General features: G+C 25.5%; 17 protein-coding genes. 6 read left to right on the top strand and 11 right to left on the bottom strand.

Annotated elements, in window-relative coordinates:
• Positions 1–491 precede the first annotated feature (491 nt).
• The gene (ymfI, locus tag CHF27_RS04380) at positions 492–1,244 is read left to right on the top strand and encodes an elongation factor P 5-aminopentanone reductase (RefSeq protein WP_095406212.1); all 753 of its coding nucleotides are present in this window, start codon (positions 492–494) and stop codon (positions 1,242–1,244) included.
• 27 nt (positions 1,245–1,271) lie between these two features.
• On the opposite strand, the gene CHF27_RS04375 is transcribed toward ymfI, so the two are convergent.
• The 3 genes from CHF27_RS04375 to CHF27_RS04365 all read right to left on the bottom strand — a co-directional run bounded on the left by CHF27_RS04375 (position 1,272) and on the right by CHF27_RS04365 (position 4,393).
• Complete coding sequence (locus tag CHF27_RS04375) at positions 1,272–1,691, bottom strand: DUF6323 family protein (RefSeq protein ID WP_095406073.1); 420 nt, start codon at positions 1,689–1,691, stop codon at positions 1,272–1,274.
• A gap of 139 nt (positions 1,692–1,830) precedes the next feature.
• Positions 1,831–3,165, bottom strand: a complete 1,335-nt coding sequence (locus tag CHF27_RS04370) for a purple acid phosphatase family protein (RefSeq protein WP_095406074.1) — start codon at positions 3,163–3,165, stop codon at positions 1,831–1,833.
• Positions 3,166–3,214: 49 nt separating this feature from the next.
• Positions 3,215–4,393, bottom strand: coding sequence for a cation diffusion facilitator family transporter (locus CHF27_RS04365; protein WP_095406075.1), 1,179 nt, complete (start codon positions 4,391–4,393; stop codon positions 3,215–3,217).
• 316 nt (positions 4,394–4,709) lie between these two features.
• On the opposite strand from CHF27_RS04365, the gene CHF27_RS04360 reads away from it, so the two are divergent.
• Together CHF27_RS04360 and CHF27_RS04355 are read left to right on the top strand one after the other, a co-directional pair.
• A complete protein-coding gene (locus tag CHF27_RS04360) occupies positions 4,710–5,531 on the top strand; it encodes a hypothetical protein (protein ID WP_095406076.1) in 822 nt (273 codons plus the stop codon).
• Between the two features lie 12 nt (positions 5,532–5,543).
• On the top strand, positions 5,544–6,176 hold the full coding sequence (locus tag CHF27_RS04355) for a hypothetical protein (RefSeq protein WP_243444942.1): 633 nt from the start codon (positions 5,544–5,546) through the stop codon (positions 6,174–6,176).
• A gap of 295 nt (positions 6,177–6,471) precedes the next feature.
• On the opposite strand, the gene CHF27_RS04350 is transcribed toward CHF27_RS04355, so the two are convergent.
• The 7 genes from CHF27_RS04350 to CHF27_RS04320 form a co-directional block, all read right to left on the bottom strand.
• Positions 6,472–7,815, bottom strand: coding sequence for a TldD/PmbA family protein (locus CHF27_RS04350; protein ID WP_095406077.1), 1,344 nt, complete (start codon positions 7,813–7,815; stop codon positions 6,472–6,474).
• A 2-nt stretch (positions 7,816–7,817) separates the two neighbouring features.
• Complete coding sequence (locus CHF27_RS04345; protein ID WP_095406078.1) at positions 7,818–9,209, bottom strand: TldD/PmbA family protein; 1,392 nt, start codon at positions 9,207–9,209, stop codon at positions 7,818–7,820.
• 22 nt (positions 9,210–9,231) lie between these two features.
• The gene (locus CHF27_RS04340; protein ID WP_095406079.1) at positions 9,232–9,942 is read right to left on the bottom strand and encodes a YoaK family protein; all 711 of its coding nucleotides are present in this window, start codon (positions 9,940–9,942) and stop codon (positions 9,232–9,234) included.
• 223 nt (positions 9,943–10,165) lie between these two features.
• Entirely contained in the window at positions 10,166–10,867 is a 702-nt protein-coding gene (locus CHF27_RS04335; RefSeq protein ID WP_095406080.1) for a response regulator, read from the bottom strand.
• Between the two features lie 245 nt (positions 10,868–11,112).
• Positions 11,113–11,742, bottom strand: coding sequence for a hypothetical protein (locus tag CHF27_RS04330; protein ID WP_147294070.1), 630 nt, complete (start codon positions 11,740–11,742; stop codon positions 11,113–11,115).
• 423 nt (positions 11,743–12,165) lie between these two features.
• A complete protein-coding gene (locus CHF27_RS04325) occupies positions 12,166–12,627 on the bottom strand; it encodes a hypothetical protein (RefSeq protein WP_095406082.1) in 462 nt (153 codons plus the stop codon).
• Positions 12,628–12,790: 163 nt separating this feature from the next.
• Positions 12,791–14,380, bottom strand: a complete 1,590-nt coding sequence (locus CHF27_RS04320; RefSeq protein WP_095406083.1) for a sensor histidine kinase — start codon at positions 14,378–14,380, stop codon at positions 12,791–12,793.
• A gap of 370 nt (positions 14,381–14,750) precedes the next feature.
• Between CHF27_RS04320 and CHF27_RS04315 the strand changes: the two genes are divergently transcribed.
• Positions 14,751–15,290: a 50S ribosomal protein L25 gene (locus CHF27_RS04315; protein WP_095406084.1), complete on the top strand. Its 540-nt coding sequence runs from the start codon at positions 14,751–14,753 to the stop codon at positions 15,288–15,290.
• Positions 15,291–15,350: 60 nt separating this feature from the next.
• Here CHF27_RS04315 and CHF27_RS04310 read toward each other — a convergent pair whose 3' ends face one another.
• A complete protein-coding gene (locus CHF27_RS04310; RefSeq protein ID WP_095406085.1) occupies positions 15,351–15,713 on the bottom strand; it encodes a hypothetical protein in 363 nt (120 codons plus the stop codon).
• Positions 15,714–15,881: 168 nt separating this feature from the next.
• On the opposite strand from CHF27_RS04310, the gene CHF27_RS04305 reads away from it, so the two are divergent.
• Both CHF27_RS04305 and CHF27_RS04300 read left to right on the top strand, forming a co-directional pair.
• Complete coding sequence (locus CHF27_RS04305) at positions 15,882–16,157, top strand: metal-sensing transcriptional repressor (RefSeq protein ID WP_095406086.1); 276 nt, start codon at positions 15,882–15,884, stop codon at positions 16,155–16,157.
• 9 nt (positions 16,158–16,166) lie between these two features.
• Entirely contained in the window at positions 16,167–18,047 is a 1,881-nt protein-coding gene (locus CHF27_RS04300) for a heavy metal translocating P-type ATPase (RefSeq protein WP_095406087.1), read from the top strand.
• The last annotated feature ends 12 nt before the right edge of the window (positions 18,048–18,059 follow it).

The raw sequence follows: 18,059 nt of genomic DNA, 5'->3' as shown, positions 1-18,059 counted from the left end.
AATGGTGAAGGTGAAGAAATAGTCTTTGCACGTCTTGAAAGAGAGTGGCTATTATTGTGAGAGAAATAGCGTCATATAAGTAGCGTTATATGGTAAAAAAGTATAAACTCTATAAAAAAATAAAAGTTAAATGTTTACAGATATTTTGCAAATATATTTGTGGTAAAATAGATTTAAGACTTAGTTATTGACTAACCGTCAATGTATCTAATGTCATACTTGCCAAAGAATGAAACCAAAAATTGCGAAAGTGATGACTAAGAGTAGAATCTTATGTGGTGTCTGAGGAAGTCGAAATAGCAAAAACCAAGCAAATATAATAAATTAGCATAGAAAATCAACTAAAAAGATTATGTTAATATGTAGACATTGACGAGGTCGAATTAAAGCCTTTGGAGTATTATATCAAACGAAAGTAGATTGTTATTTATAACTTTTAAAATCGGATATGTTGAAAAAGGAAGTAAATCTATGAAATTTATAAAGTGTTTATAAAAGATTATAGAGTTTATACGTCAGTATTAGTTACAGGGGCATCTAGAGGTATTGGTAGAGCAATCGCTACTCTTTTTGCAGAAAATGGATATAATACTATTATAAATTATAATAAGTCTGAGAATGAGGCTATAGATTTATATAATACTTTAAAGAATAAAGGATTATCTGTAAGATTATTTAAGGCTGATGTATCTAATAGAATACAAGTAAATTCTATGATAAATTTTTGTATAGGAGAATTTGAACGTATTGATGTGCTTATTAATAATGCAGGTATAAGTAAAAATAAATTATTTACAGATATATCTGATGATGATTGGAAGGAAATGATGGATATTAACTTAAATAGTGTTTTCTTTTGCACACAAAAATCTCTTCAATATATGATAGAACAAAAAAGTGGTAAAATTATTAATATATCATCTATCTGGGGTGTTGTAGGTGGTTCTTGCGAAGTTCATTATTCAACATCTAAAGCTGCGATAATAGGTATGACGAAAGCACTTTCAAAAGAACTTGGTCCTTCTAATATTCAAGTAAATTGCATAGCTCCAGGTGTTATTCAAACAGATATGCTTAATAATATTGATGAAGATATTTTAGAATCATTAAGAGAGGAAACTCCTCTAATGAGATTAGGTAATCCTAATGATATTGCTCATTGTGCACTTTATCTGGCTTCATCAAATTCAGATTTCATTACTGGTCAAGTAATTAGTCCTAATGGAGGCATGGTTATTTATTAATTAAAAGTCTATATATCATATAGACTTTTAATTAATATCACACATAAATTTTTGAGACATATTCTTAATTGTTCTTATATCTCCAGAAGAACTATTATAAAAATCATTTATTTTTTCTATTATTTCAATATCACTTATTTTACTTTGAGATTCATATTTAAGATAATAAAATACCTCTTGAATATGATTAATAGTATCTAAGTAATACTCTTTATTTGTAAATGGAGAAGTGTATATATTTTTAATCAATTGCTTTATAGGTTTAATATCCATCTCTACTTTTCCCTGATTTTTAAGAACATTATTTCTATAATCTATTATTTCCTTTACATTTTCTTCACTTAAAGTTAAACCATACTTTCTAGAGCTATGATTAATTTTTAATATTTCCTTCATATGAGTTTCAATTAATGAGTTATTTATGCAGTTTGAAATAATATTTAACATAATTTCATCCCCTTTCCCCTTAAATACATTGACTTTTAATCTAAGAAGTGTTATAATTACAGACCTTTCAAAGTATTTAACATAAATGTTAGTACTATATTTACATATTGTCAAGTATTAATTTATTTGCAAGATATTTTTATTTAACAATAATACAAGTTTTATCGATTTTTTTCATAGTATCAGTTCTATAGGTATTAATTGTAAAATTTTTATTATCAATATCTATAATTGAGAAAGTAGGAACATTTTTTTGCCATCTATTTTCAACATAATACTGCTTATTTTCACAATTTTTATAATACTTACTTCCTGATGATGAATTACATGTTATATACAAAATACCATTTTCATCAACTTTTCCAGATGTTAATCTTTTACTTCTTGCATAAGTATGATCATGACCAGTTAGAACTACATCAATTTTATTTTTTTCAAAAATAGGTACTAGATTTTTTCTTAAATTTAATATATATGAATCATTTGAATGTTCTCCCGAACCATAAATATCATGGTGCATTGTAACTACTCTCCATTTTTTATCTATATTTTCTTTAATAGCTTTTTTTATAACTAAATCATGTTCTTTTACATTATTATTATTCGTATTTAACATAATAAATAAACTATTTCCGTAAGTAAAATAATAATCGCCTCCTGAAATTGTTAATCCTAATTTACACGTATTAGGATTATTAAAATGAAATGAATAATTAGAACTACAGTTATCATGATTTCCAATAGTAGTTGCAATAGGTAACTGTTTTAGATATTTAGGACATAAAAATCCAGTATATTCAATTTCATTTTGCATATTGTTTATATTTATATTACTTGTACTTCCTGATTGTATTTGGTCTCCTACAGATATCATAAAGCTAGAATTAGGATTTAATTCTAATGCTTTTTTAAGTGTATTATTCCAATTAAAGCTGTCATTTTTAACTGCATTTACTTGTGCTTGATTTTCTTTATATTTACTTTTTGAAGCTCCTATTTGAGGGTCTCCTACTAGGAATATACTGAAGTTATATATCTTTTTTGTTTTGTATTTTATAGGACTGCCAAATATATTATCATTTCCATAACTATAATAATATGTTTCATTTTCTTCTAACCCAGTTATTGTTACCTTATTTGAATTGTATCCATTAATAGCATTTATAGAAACACCTATAAATTCTTTACAATTAGACATATTTTTGTTTTTGCTAAATTTTACTTTGGGATTTCTTTCATTTAAATTTGAATACCATGCAAAATTTAGTTCTGTTTCATTTTTCCCTGGTGTAATACATAAATTTGTTTTATCATCTTTGAAATGTTCCCATTTATCACACCATATTTTCCACTCCGAATTATCCCAAGCATAAGTCAATCCATTATTACTTACGACAAATACACTAATCACTATTGATAATATTAATAACTTTAATTTTATAATATATTTTGATTTTTCATTTATTTTCTTCATATTACAACACACCTCTATATAGATTTCTTAATATTTATAAAGTGATTTTTTAAATAAAGTCTTTGTCTATTGTAATTGTGCACTTATATTTTGGGTTTATTTCTTTAATTGATTTGCTAATACTTTCCTTTAATTCCTTTTCGTACATATTTTTATTTGATTTTTGATGATTAATAACAATATCAAATATTAAATTTTTATCATTTTCATGTCCAATAATTCTAAAATCATGCATTGATTTTACAATAGGATACCTTTGCAGTATGCTTTCAACTTGAATTTTTATAGAATTAATTTCTTCATTTTCAATACATATTGGATCCATATGAATAACTAAATATATTTTTAATTTATCAGATATTTCTCTTTCAGCATTATCTATAGTATCATGTATAGTAACAATATCTATATTTGCTGGTATTTCTGCATGTATTGAAGCCATGCATCTTCCTATGCCATAGTTATGAACTACTAAATCATGAACCCCCTGTATATTTTCATAAGATAGAACTTCTTTATTAATTTTTTTTACAAGTTCAGGATCTGGTGCCTCACCTAATAAAGGACTTATTGTTTCTTTAATTAATGAATATCCTGCATAAAGTATTGCTAATGCAACTATAATACCCGCATATCCATCAATAGGAAAAGTTATAAACTTCGAAGATAAGAATGATAAAGCTACCACACTAGAAGTAATTACATCACCTAATGCATCTACTGAAGTTGCTTTTAATGCAGAAGAATTTATTTTATTTCCTATAGTTTTGTTAAATATACTTAGCCATAATTTTATAAATATAGATATAAGTAAAAGTACAAATGTAGTTAATTCAAAATTAATTGCAACAGGATTTAGTATTCTTTTAAATGATGATTTTATAAATTGTATTCCAACTAGCATCACCATAAATGCCACAATTAGAGCTGAAATGTATTCTAATCTACCATGTCCAAAAGGATGTTCTTTGTCCGGAGGTATACTTGAAAGTTTAAATCCAACTATAGTAATAATAGATGATGCCATGTCTGAAAAATTATTAAATGCGTCAGCCATTATAGCTACACTAGATGTTAATATTCCTACTGAAAATTTTAATGAAAACAATAAAAAATTCAGTATAATTCCAATTATTCCAGCTAAATATCCATATTTATTTCTGACAAAATCATTTTGAATATCTTCGCTATTTTTAATAATTTTTTTTACTAAAAACTGAGAAATCATAAGAAATCAACTCCAATTCTTAGTTAATATTATTCCACTTTTTCAAATTATATATAGATGGATATTTTTTCATTATTTTTCTGTTTATTAAATTTTATTATTATTCTAATCTACTAGGTAATTTTGTATTTTGTTTAATATAAAACAAATTCGTCTTATAATAATCTAATTGTAATATTTTTAAGAAGATAACTCTTAAAGTATTATTCATCGTAACTTATTAGTCGTTTGGTGAGCTTAGAACCTACTTATAAAATCAAGGTTTCTATGATAAAATTATAAAGACATATAATACAAATTAAAAAGAGGTAATTTTATGATTTTAAGTACATTGAAATGCAGTTTATTTTTTACTATTTATACTATAGGGATATTCATTATTTTTGGGGTAATATATAGGTTTATTGAAAAGAAAAATTCTTTTTATATTCAATCTGTATTTGGATTTAATGGAATTTTATTTACTGGAATAATAGGGACCCCTCTTCATGAATTAGGTCATTATATAATGTGTTTGATTTTCAATCACAAAGTAACTAGGGTTGAATTATTTAGACCATCTGCTTGTAAAATTGATGGAGTTTTAGGATTTGTTTCTCATAGCTATAATAAAAATAGCTTATATCAACAAATAGGAAATTTTTTCATTGGTATTGCTCCTTTAATTTTTGGTTCCTTAACTTTAATTTTATCTTTTAAAATTTTACTTCCAGATATGTTTTTAACTTTAAATATCTATAAATCTATAAATTTAATAAATCAAAATAATGTTGAAGTTTTTTTCACATACTTGTACAAAACATTACTTTTGTTATCCAATGAATTATTTAATTTTTCTAATTTACTTAATTTTAAGTTCTGGATATTTTTGTTTTTATCATCTTCTATAACTACACATATGTCTTTAAGTAAAAAAGATTTACAAAATTCTATTTCAGGAATTGTTTCAATTTTTTTAGTTAGTTTTGGATTATGTATTGTTTCAGATTTATTAAATATAAATTTGTTAAGTTTTCAATCTTTTTTGCTTAAATATAATTTATATTTAGCTTCTATTTTGATATTAGGTTTATTATTTGCATTAATAACTTTATTAATTTCATATACATTCTATTTTATAAAAAGAAAAAATATATAAGGAGGCTTTAATATGATGTGTAAAGATAATATTGACTCTTGGTCAATTTATTTTTCAAGTGATGATTTGTTAAATTTTGCTATATTTACAGGTTCTATGTACAATTTCATAGATGATAAAAATTTTGATGAAAAAAATAAACCTTGGCCCACTAATATAGTTACTCAAGATTTTAATAATTATGATTTTAATAAATTAAAGCTTCAATGGAATTCTTGGTTTAACGATATTATAAAACATAAGTATACTAATGTTAATTCAGATAAAATGTGTAGTTCTATTGAGTGGACTTATGACATAAATAAATTTTCAGAACTTGGATATATTGAGTTAAGAGATTTTTGTATAAAAGCTTATCCTCATTTCAATGAGTGGTGGAATATGCAAGTTGGTGGAAAAAATGCACTTTCATTTCATGAGTTTGTAGGTAACGAAAATTTTTCTAAATATATTAATGAATATATTAGTGAATTGGAATGCAAAGTAAATAGAAAATGTAGACCATTTAAACTTTATATAGATATTGTATATACAGGTATTCCTACTGTGTTAGATATTAATGATGAGTACATAGTTGTAACACCTAACTGGTACTTTGATTTAAATAAAGATTGGTGGATTAATAAACTTAGTAATTTAATATAATAATCACTCCTTATTGTTTAATAAAAATTTAGTATTCGTACTCAATTTTTTTATTATAACCTTTCTTTTACAAAAGTCTGATTTAAAATAAGATATGTTGAGTGGAAAAGTAAGCAGGCACCTACTAATTAAAGTAGGTGCCTGCTTATTTTATAAAGTATTTTCTTTGAGTAAAATCACTTGATTTAAATATCATAGTATTTCATGTAGTTGCCTCATAATTAAAAACACATCAAACATTTGATTTGCAAACTTTGGCTCCCTACCTAAAAAGATTACAACTTAATTTAACGCACTACTTGCCTGCTACAGATAATTCTTTAATAAAAACAGAAGGAGAGCCTATATTACTCATAGGAAACTCTAAATCACTTCCTACAGTTTCTATACTCTTCATCAATTCGAAATAATTACCTGCAACTGTAACTTGTTCAACTGGGAATGCTTTTTTCCCATCTTGAATATAAAATCCTTTAGCAGCTAATGAGAAATCTCCTGTTATAGAATTAGCACCAGAATGAAGTCCTGCTAAATTTGTTACCATCAAACCTTCTCCAACTTCTTTCATAAGTTCATCTAAAGTTTTTTCCCCTTTTTCTATATAGAAATTAGTCGGAGCTATATTTACAACAGATGAATAAGATGACTTGAATCCATTTCCAGTAGTTTTTAAATTAGCTTTATTTGCGGTTTTTAAATTATGTAATAAAGTTACAAGTTTTCCTTTAGAAATAATTTCTTTTTTATATGTAGCAACACCTTCATCATCAAAAGGAGTAGAGCCTAAACCATCATTTAATAATGGATCATCTACTATTGTTACAACTTCAGATGCTACAAAGTCCCCTTCTTTATCTTTTAATAAAGATAACCCTTTTTGAGCCCTATCTGCATCAAATATATCAGAAAATGTCCCTATTAAAGATGACATTGCTTTATTAAATAATATAGTTTTATATTTACCTGATGGTATACTCTTACTTCCTATCTTTTCTAGAGCTTTTTGGACACCTTGTTTTGCTATTTCTTTAGGATTTATATCATTTAAATCTTCTGCTATTTTGTATCCAAATCCATCGAATTTTTCATTATTATCTTCAACCACAGGAGCTACATATGCTGTAAGTATATTAGTTTTATTATTTAATTCTAATCCCTTAGTATTACAAATTCCATATTCTGATGTTTGATATCCAATACTACACCCTCTAATATTTACAACTTTATCAGAATAATTTTTAGCTTCTTTCTCTATATCTAGTACTAATTTTATTAATTTAGATGTATCTATATTTTCTAGTTTTTCTGAATAAGTTCTTACTTCACTATATTTTTTATCACCTTCATATATAAACTGAATATCATCATTTTCTATTGATGAAGCTGCTTCTTTTGCATTTTTTATTAGCATGTCAATAGTTTCATTATCAAGGATTTCGGTATAAGAATATCCCATTTTATTATTTATTTTACCTCTAAAGGATAATCCAAAAGATTTATTTAAATTATATTGTTCAATTTCTCCCGCATAAGCCGTTATACTTAAACTTTCTCCACTTGTATGATAAATTTCACATTCTTTAAATCCTGCTTCTTTAGCTTTTTTAAATAATAATTTTTTAAATTCTATAAATTCCATAACTATTCCTCCGCTCTTCCCCCTACAGTGATTTCTTTTACTCTTATCATTGGTTGACCTACATTAACATGTATACTTCCTGATGAAGATCCACACATTCCTTGAGCTTGTTTTAAATTATTTCCTACCATATCTATATTCATAAGAACTTCGCTACCTTTTCCTATTAAACTAGCTCCTCTTACTGGCTCTGTTATTTGACCATTTTTAACTAAGTATCCCTCAGCTACTGAGAAGTTAAATTCCCCTGTTACTGGGTTAACTGATCCACCACCCATTTTTTTTGCATAAAGACCATCACTAATTGATTTTATTATATCTTCTGGATTATCTTCACCATTTGCTATGTATGTATTAGTCATTCTTGAAGTTGGCGCTAATGTATAATTTTGCCTTCTAGAGTTTCCTGTAGGCTCCATATTCATTCTTCTTCCATTGAACTTATCTACCATATATGATTTTAAAATTCCATTTTCAATTAATACATTTTTCTTTGTAGGATTTCCTTCATCATCTATATTTGATGATCCCCAATAGTTTTCAATTGTACCATCATCAATTGCAGTTACTTTTGATGATGCAATTTGTTTCCCTATTTTTCCTGCAAATACAGAGTTCCCTTTTGCTACTGATGTTGCTTCTAGAGAATGTCCACACGCCTCATGGAATATTACTCCACCAAACCCATTGTCTATAGCTACTGTCATATTACCTGCTGGACAATTCTTCGCATGTAACATAGTATGTGCTGTTCTTGCAGCTTCTCTTGCATGATGAACCGGATCAATATCTTCAAATATTTCAAATCCTTTATGACCTCCTGGTCCTTCAAATCCAGTTTGATTTTCATTTTCATTAGATGCAATTGCACTTATTCCTAATCTAGTTCTTATTCTTCTATCTTCTACATATAGTCCTTCTGTGTTAGTTACTAATATTTTTTGATCGCTATCCATATAATTTACACTTACCTGAGATATGTAATCACTAAAATCTTTTGCACTTTTATATGCATCCTTCATAATATTTATTTTTCTGTCATATCCAACTTTATTTGGATAAATCCCTATGTTATGAATATTTTTTATTACTTTTGTATTATTTAATACAATCATCTTTTCTTCTTTTAACTCACCTAATGCTAATGCCGCTTTATGAGCTGTGTCTAAAAGAGACCCAATTGAATTATCATTAGTATATGCGTATACACTTTTTAAACCTTTAAATATTCTTATTCCTATACCGTAACTTCTTCCCCCAAGTGCATTTTCAACTTTACTATCTATCAACCTTATTGTATTCTTAATTTCATCTTCTTCAAATATTTCTGCAAAATCCCCCCCTGTTATTAGACATTTTGACAATACTCGTGAAGCTATTTCTTTTGATATCATACCCTATATTTACCTCTTTTCCTTATATATTTTTAACTTTTTCACCATATACTTCATCTTGTTTTTGTGCATCACCTATACAAAGCAATACAAATCCAGCTAATAATATCATCGCAGAAATCCATACTGACTTTATTCCAATAATTTTAGTAGCTATTGCTCCGATAAATCCGCCTATACAAAATGCTATAATTATTGTTATATATCTTTTTGCCTTAATCATTGCTTTATCATTTTTTTCTGAAAACGCTGTGTATATAAATTGTGTAGCCGATCTTAAGTTTCCAGTTGACATAGTAGTTGCATAAGGAGAATCTACTAATTTTCTAAATGATGATGTTTGCATTGATGCTACAAAAGATATTATTATATTTACATACATATCAGGAACTCTTTTAGGAATAAAACCTACGATTAGAAGAATCACTATTTCTATGGTTAGAATTATATATTGCCATTTTAATTCAGCAAATCTAATTGAGCATTTTTTTATATATTCAACTATTATTACCCCATTTATAAAAGCTAAGATTGGTAATAAGTACATAAATGCGTAAGAAAATTTTCCACTTGCTAATTTCATGCTTAACATGACAATATTTCCAGTTTGAGCATTTGCAAAGACTCCACCTCTTGTAATAAATGTATATGCATCTAGAAATCCTCCTACTATAGCTAGAATTATTCCAAACTTAACAGACTCTGTTATGCTCTGTTGATTCGTTTTTGTCATATATCATCCCTTCTATTTTATTCTAAAAATCTTTAATTTTCGATGGTAATTTACATTAAAATATATTAAATCAAAAATATACCATTATATATATAATAGTACATTTTCTAATTTTTAGAAACTGCTTATATATAATTTCTGTACCTATTTGTTAAGCAAGCTATTATCATTTATTTAAGCAATTTTTCAGATAAAAAAATAAAGCCCTATCAATAAGGCTTTTTTACTCATCTATCATCCTATATCCAACTCCAATTTCTGTGAGTATATATTGTGGTTGAGTTGGATCTTTTTCTAGTTTTCTTCTTATGCTAGCCATAAAAACTCTTAAAGATTGAGTTTCACTTTCCATATAGCTTCCCCATATTTCATTTATAATAAATTTATGGGTTAAGACCTTACCCGCATACTTTGACATAAGTACCAATAGTCTATATTCTATTGGAGTTAAATGTATTTCTTCACTTTCTATGCTTACTCTACGTTTTTCATAATCTATTTTAAGTCCTCTAACTTGAAAAATAAAATCTTTTTCTAAATTAACATTATTTTCTTTTGCTATATTTCTAAGACACACTCTGATTCTTGCTAATAATTCAGATACTCCAAATGGCTTTGTTAAATAATCATCTGCCCCCAAATCTAAAGCCTCTACCTTATCTCTTTCATGTTCTCTAGCTGATACAACTATTATTTTTGCATTAGAGATATCCTTTAAATTTTTTATAACTTCTAATCCATCTATATCTGGAAGTCCTAAGTCTAGGACAATTATATCTGGAGACATAGATAGTGTCATAGATATTGCTGTTTTTCCATACTTTGTATCTTCACATTTATATCCTTGTGTTTCTAATGATACTTTTATAAATTTACAAATGGTTTTATCGTCTTCAACTATTAATATTAATGGTTTTAATTCCATATAGATTCTCCCTTTTCTTCAAAGTTTATACTAAATTCAAACATATCGCCACTATATAGGTTATTATTAACAAAAAATTTAATAACTGTATAGAGAAAATAAGAGTGACAAGTTATATCTTATCACTCTTATTTCATACCATTTATTTATATACCAAAATAAACTTATGCTCTAAAATACATCATGCAAAATATATTAAATACATATTTTAAATATACTTCTATAAGATACAATTACCTATATCCTTAAAGTAATTCCCCTGCTAAATACATTTTAGTATACCCATAACAAATATTATTTATTGACTTACTTAATTCTACTGAATTTACATCATATAATGAATCTAATTTATTCTTATTTATTGAAACAACTAGATACAAGCAATATAGTATTGTTGTATATATATCGAAAAACATATAATCATACTGTAAAGCTTTTCTTTTTTCGTCATTATTTTTATTGTTTTGGTCATATACCTTAACTTTATTATTATTCTCAATTGTTTCACTTTCTATTTGCGTTTTTAACCTATTTTGAATTTCTAAAAAATTTTCCTCAGATTTATCTTTTTCTGGTATATTTCTTGTCTTTATACTATCACAAATACAATTATTTATAGCATCTCCTAGTTCTTTAAAATATAAAACATTAACTTTTAATGATTTAATATACTCTTGTAAATCTCTATTATTATTTGACATTTTTTTATTAAATATTAAAAATTTTTGACTTTGATATGTATTCAAATCTCTTGGTAAAATCCCTTTTTCACCATAAGTAGATTTATATGCATCTGCACACAACTTAGCAATCTTTAAATTTACTTCTTCACTCAAATTGTTATATGTTAAACGAAGTATTTCTCTATTTTCCATAACTATATATTTAATTATTAAAATTATTATTTTTAATAATTTTTTCCCCTTTCTATATTATATTTGATATTTATATAAGTTATCGTATACACACTTATATTTTATTTCCCCTATTTCCATCATTAATCATGTCATTTTCATAATACTCATCCCCCTTACAATACTTCCAAATATTACTACTTTTAAGTATAATATATCATAATTTTACATTTTTTTAATGTTAATAAACATATTTTTAATTATCTGAATAAATCAATTTTTTAATTTTTTTATATAACATATGATACATTTTACATATATTCAATTTTTTCTATGAGTATAAACAAATACACGTGCTTATATATATAACATAAGAGATTATTATATATGGTGTTTAAGATACTAAAAAAGAACCCTTTTGAAAGAGTTCTTTAAAATCAAATATTATTTATGAACATCCTTTATTTTATTTTCTACATAGTCTAATGTCATATGTCCGTTTCTTATCATCGTTACTCCATCTATGAATTCATCAATATTATTTGGTTCATCTACATATAATGAAAAGTTATTTAATGCAATAGCATGTGATGATAATATATAGCCAATCTCTGCGTATTGTTTTTTTAGTTCAATATTAGTCTCATTTGTATATAAATTGTTTAATACAGAGTAATTTGAATCAATTATAGAATTGTCACGTTTTATTATTTGTTTTATTTTATCTATTTCTTTAGCATCTTTATTTTCAATATTCATCATCATTTTAGTAATTAGCGTTAAATCCTTATGTATAATATCTAATTCAGATAAGAGTTTATCAGCTGTTGAATTAGGAACATTAGCAAAAGACATACTTGTAGATATAAATACTATTGTAAGTATTGTGATAAATAACTTTTTCATTGTAAAACCTCCAAATTTAATATATTAAATTTATTATGCACTTATTAATACTTTAATATTTAGGAATATTTTTATGTTATAAAATAATTTTGCCACCATATTTATTTTTAGGTGGCAAAATGGTGGCATTTTCAATTTTTTCAAATAGATTATATAAAAAATGCTATATAGAATATATATCAGAAAACTCTATATTACATTTTTCAATTTGAAACTGTTTATAGTTTATATCAATTGTTTTTAATTTTTCATCATCAACTAACCTTACAGGTATTTCAAAGATAAATTCAGAACCATAAGAAGGTTCACTTTTTACATGTATTTTACCATCATGCATTTCTACTAGGGATTTTACTAAAGATAAACCTATTCCACTTCCTTCACACCTTCGTGTAAATGAATTATTAGCTTGACCAAATCTTTCAAAAATCTTATTTATTTTATCTTTTGATATACCAATTCCATTATCTTTTACTGAGATAGAAACTTTATTATCATAATATTTTAAATCAACAAAAATTGCTCCGTCTTCATCAGTATATTTAATTGCATTTGATAATAAATTTAACATAATTCTTTCTATTTTGTCTGGATCACAAGCTAACTCTAATTCTTCAACATTAGTATCAAACAAAATATTTATTCCTTTATCTTCTACATATTGAGTAACAGACATAGTTATTTCCTCTACGATATTTACAATATTATAATTACCCAAATGTATTTCATAATATCCTGTATCTATTCTAGTCATATCAATCAAATTATTTACTAATCTCAAAAGTCTATATGAGTTTTGTTTTATTGAATTAATATAACTAATTAAATTTATATCTTGACTATATTTTATACGCCCCCTATCTATATTTTTACTTAATAATTGCATCGTTCCAAGTATAATATTTAATGGTGTTTTAAATTCATGAGATATATTAGCAAAGAATTCATTTTTTATGCCTTCTAAATGAATAGCTTCTTGTAGCTTCTTTTTCTCATCCTCTATTTCTTTCTCATATGTTATGTCTTTTGCTGTTACAATATATATGTCCTTATCATATGCATTTTTTATGCTTATTTCTAACCATTTATACTCTCCATTTTTGCATAAACATCTATTATTTAAACGTATTAAATTTTTATTTATCAAATTTAATTTGATGCTATTAATAAAATTCTCCACTTCATCTGGATGCATAATATTTTTAAAATTCATAGATAATAATTCCTCACTTGTCCACCCTAATATTGTTGTCCAAGTCGAGCTAACCTGTTTATAATATCCTTGTTTATCCACTATTCCAATAAGATCTGCAGCTGTCGTTAAAAAAAGTTCTAATTCATTTAACTCCGAAGATCTAGATTTTCCCCATATATCAAATATTTGTTTATCAACATTTTCTAAATCTTTTATACATCCTAAAAAAGGTGAATAATATTCTTCAGATATTTCTTTAAGCAAAATAAAAATTGAGTCTTCACTTTTCCATTTTTCAAATATAATTTCACCTTTAACAAATATTATCTTTTTATTTTTTGAATACAACTCTAAATCTATATTTTTCTTATCTGTCCCATCTAATATATTTTTTATCTTATCTTGTGAATTATGTACTATTTCAATAAGATTTAAACTTTCTATTTCTTTATCTATATATCCTAGTCTTAATAATAATGGTTTATTACAATATTTTAAATTCCCCTGTTTATTAATCACTAACATATAATTATCTATTTTATCAAATATATATTCCATATATAAATTACCCCTCTACTTATATAACTTATGTTATATATACGGATTTTTCCAAAATAATTTATATTTTAATTCACATTTTTATATTATTTTTTATTTTACAAATTTTTCGAATAACCTTATTTGTTATACATTCTTTTATAAATTTTGTTTTTATAAGTATATATGTTATAATTAAATTAAATTAGAATTATTTACTATAAGGAGGCTGATGCATATGCCGAGTTTCAAATTTAAGCTCTTTATGTAGTTAGTTCACTTAATATTATTATATACAAAAGTATATATATCACCTTAACATCTATAAGAGCTTAATAAATATTAAATTATATTAAATTAAAAAATAAAATTAATAGGAGATGTATTTATTATGTCAAATGTAGTATTTAAGGTATATGATAGAAACACAAAAGAAAACTTAAAGAAAATGAGAAAGTCAGGTCAAGTTCCTTGCATAATTTATGGAGAATTTTTACCTGAATCAATTCCTGCAAAAATGCAAAGATCAGAGTTAATCAAAATGTTAAATAGTAACTATAGTGGTTCTATTATTACCCTAAATTTAAACGATAAAAACTTCAATTGTGTAATTAAAGAAGTTCAAAAGAATAATGATAATGAAATTATACATATTGATTTACAGTATGTAAAAGCAAATGAAGTAATTAAAATGAGTATTCCTGTTAGATATTTTGGTCAAGAAAATCTAGAACTTCAACGATTAGTTTTAGAAACTTTTAATCCATTTATTGATTTACAAGGTGATGTAGAAGAAATACCAGAATATTTCGAATTTGATGTATCTAACATGAAATTCAATGATAAATTATTAGTAAAAGATATGGATATACCAGAATCTGTAACTTTATTAAGCAATCCAGATACAATTTTAGCTGTTGTAAATGGTTAAATTATTAAAGAGTTGTTTCAATATAAATTTGAAACAACTCTTTTTATCTTAATACATACTTTATTTAAGATTAAATTTATTATTTTCATCATTATATAATAACTGATTATCTAAATTCAATTCTATTAAAATAACACATAAAGAATCTTTATTAAAAAATACATTTCCATTTATATTAACGATATTTAAATTATACTTTTCATATTTCTTTTTCACTTCAAAAGTAAATTTATCCTCTTTTAATATGTTTAAATTTTTATCTAAATAAACTTTAAATAACCACGGCATTGCTTTATCACTTAAACTCATTACAAATGTATCAAAAAGTAAATATTTCTCTTTATTATCATCAAATACCATGTACTTAGGGCTATCATCTATTAATTTTTCTATAAATGCATTGTATTTATCTAATTTATACATTAAATTCACCTTTCTTTTTTATTTAATTTATTAACTAATAAAAAGCTTAACATACTTTATTTATATATATCAATTAAAAATTTTAGTTGACATAAATTATAGACATTCCTACAATATGGGGTATAGGGGTATAAGGCATATAAAATTTAATTATTGGGGGTATTAAAAATGAAAGAATGTATGGATGTAAAATCAATTCAAACAAGATTAAAAAAAGTTGAGGGGCAAATAAGAGGTATTTCAAATATGACAGAAAAAGAGATACCTTGCGAAGATATTTTAATTCAAATAGGTTCTGCAAAAGCTGCATTACATAAAATAGGTCAAATAATTTTAGAGGGTCATTTACAACACTGCGTTAGAGATGGAGTTGAACATGGTGATGCTGAAAAAACATTGCGTGATTTATCAAAAGCTGTTGAATATTTTTCAAGAATGATATAGGTGATTATTATGAATAAATTTAAAGACTGGATATTACCTATTATTTCAGGTATTTGTTTAATACTAAGTTTATTAGGATGGCTAGATAATATTTTACCTTTTGATATTGCATGGGGTGCTGTTATATTATCTGGTTTTCCAATCATAAAAGATTCTACTATTAGTTTAATTACTAAGTTTGATATAAAAGCAGATGTTTTAGTATCACTTGCATTAATAGCATCTATAATAATCGGTGAAATTTTTGCAGCTGGTGAAATAGCATTTATAATGACTATAGGTGCTCTTTTAGAAGATAAAACTGTTGAAAAAGCTCATCAAGGCATAAAAAGCCTTATAAATCTTACTCCTAGAACAGCAAGATTAATAAAAAGTGATTCTGAAGAAATAATTTCAGCTGACGATGTAAAAATAGGTGATATTTTAAGAGTTATTCCTGGAGAAACTATACCAGTTGACGGAGTTATAATCTCTGGCCAAACTTCTATTGATCAGTCTGTAATGACAGGAGAATCTTTACCTGTTGATAAATGTATATATGATAATGTTTTTAGTGGTACTATAAATCAATTTGGATCTTTTGATATGAAGGCTACTAAAATCGATAAAGATAGTTCTTTGCAAAGAATGATAAAGTTAGTTGAATCTGCAAATGCAAATAAAGCACCTATTGTAAGCTTAACTGATAAATGGGCTACTTGGATTGTTATAATTGCTTTGAGCTTTTCTATCTTAACTTGGTTTATAACTAAAGAAATAATTCGTTCAGTAACCATTTTAGTTGTATTTTGTCCTTGTGCTTTAGTTCTTGCCACTCCTACTGCTATAATGGCTGCCATAGGAAATTCTAGTAAATTCGGTATTTTAATACGTAGTGGTGACGCCCTTGAAAGGTTAGATAAAATAAATAGGATTGCCTTTGATAAAACTGGAACCCTTACATATGGTAAACCTAAAGTAGTGGCTATTGAAAGTTTTCAAAATACAATAACTAAAACAGATTTGTTATATTTTGCCGCTTCTTTGGAACAACGTTCAGAGCATCCACTAGGACGTGCAATTTTAAATCATTATAATGAAAATTCAAATAGTCAATTAGCTATACCTGAAAGTTTTAATATGATACCAGGACGTGGTGTAAAAGCTACAATAAAAGATAAAAATATACTAGCTGGTAATTTAAAAATGATTTTAGAAAATAATATATCATTAGATGATGATATAAGAGATTGTTCTTTATCTTATAATGACAAAGGCTGTACTATTATATTTATAAGTATAAATAATAAACTTTGTGGATTTGTAGCTCTAGCTGACACCCCTCGTCTCGATTCTATAAATACAATAAATAAAATTCATTCTCTTGGAGTAAAATCATTGCTTCTTACTGGTGATAATGCCTATTCTGCCAATAATATTGGAAAAAAAGTTGGCATAGATAACATCAGTTTTGATCTTTTACCTGAGGATAAAATGAAAGTCATTAAGAACTATCAACAAGATAAAAATGAACAAATTTGTATGATAGGAGATGGTGTTAATGATGCTCCTGCCTTAAAAACAGCGTCAGTAGGTATAGCTCTTGGGTCTATTGGTAGTGATATTGCTATTGATTCTTCAGATATTGCCATCATTGGTGATGACATTAGCAAAATTCCTTATTTAATAGAGCTTTCAAGAAAAACGATGAGCACTATTCGTATTAATGTTGTATTATCTTTAGGTTTAAATTTTATAGCTATAATTTTAGCTATATTAGGTATTTTACATCCTGTTGTTGGTGCTTTAGTTCACAATACAGGTTCTGTTGCAGTTATAATTAACTCGACTTTATTACTAAAATTCAAAGAAAATAAAACACCTAATACTACAGAAGAATTATCAATTTAATAAAAGGAATTG

It is taken from the genome of Romboutsia maritimum (assembly GCF_002251085.2).
Taxonomy (GTDB): Bacteria; Bacillota; Clostridia; order Peptostreptococcales; family Peptostreptococcaceae; genus Romboutsia_B; species Romboutsia_B maritimum.
The sequence above is the reverse complement of the archived record's forward strand: the minus strand, read 5'-3'. Positions and strand labels throughout refer to the sequence as shown.

Bases quoted from the DNA above. Each gene is read 5' to 3' on its own strand.
- CHF27_RS04360 (WP_095406076.1), top strand. From the start codon at position 4,710: ATGATTTTAAGTACATTGAAATGCAGTTTATTTTTTACTATTTATACT.
- CHF27_RS04325 (WP_095406082.1), bottom strand. From the start codon at position 12,627: ATGAAAAAGTTATTTATCACAATACTTACAATAGTATTTATATCTACA.
- CHF27_RS04370 (WP_095406074.1), bottom strand. From the start codon at position 3,165: ATGAAGAAAATAAATGAAAAATCAAAATATATTATAAAATTAAAGTTA.
- CHF27_RS04300 (WP_095406087.1), top strand. From the start codon at position 16,167: ATGAATAAATTTAAAGACTGGATATTACCTATTATTTCAGGTATTTGT.
- CHF27_RS04315 (WP_095406084.1), top strand. From the start codon at position 14,751: ATGTCAAATGTAGTATTTAAGGTATATGATAGAAACACAAAAGAAAAC.
- CHF27_RS04375 (WP_095406073.1), bottom strand. From the start codon at position 1,691: ATGTTAAATATTATTTCAAACTGCATAAATAACTCATTAATTGAAACT.
- CHF27_RS04335 (WP_095406080.1), bottom strand. From the start codon at position 10,867: ATGGAATTAAAACCATTAATATTAATAGTTGAAGACGATAAAACCATT.
- CHF27_RS04305 (WP_095406086.1), top strand. From the start codon at position 15,882: ATGAAAGAATGTATGGATGTAAAATCAATTCAAACAAGATTAAAAAAA.
- CHF27_RS04365 (WP_095406075.1), bottom strand. From the start codon at position 4,393: ATGATTTCTCAGTTTTTAGTAAAAAAAATTATTAAAAATAGCGAAGAT.
- CHF27_RS04345 (WP_095406078.1), bottom strand. From the start codon at position 9,209: ATGATATCAAAAGAAATAGCTTCACGAGTATTGTCAAAATGTCTAATA.
- CHF27_RS04340 (WP_095406079.1), bottom strand. From the start codon at position 9,942: ATGACAAAAACGAATCAACAGAGCATAACAGAGTCTGTTAAGTTTGGA.
- CHF27_RS04320 (WP_095406083.1), bottom strand. From the start codon at position 14,380: ATGGAATATATATTTGATAAAATAGATAATTATATGTTAGTGATTAAT.
- CHF27_RS04350 (WP_095406077.1), bottom strand. From the start codon at position 7,815: ATGGAATTTATAGAATTTAAAAAATTATTATTTAAAAAAGCTAAAGAA.
- CHF27_RS04330 (WP_147294070.1), bottom strand. From the start codon at position 11,742: ATGGAAAATAGAGAAATACTTCGTTTAACATATAACAATTTGAGTGAA.
- CHF27_RS04310 (WP_095406085.1), bottom strand. From the start codon at position 15,713: ATGTATAAATTAGATAAATACAATGCATTTATAGAAAAATTAATAGAT.
- CHF27_RS04355 (WP_243444942.1), top strand. From the start codon at position 5,544: ATGATGTGTAAAGATAATATTGACTCTTGGTCAATTTATTTTTCAAGT.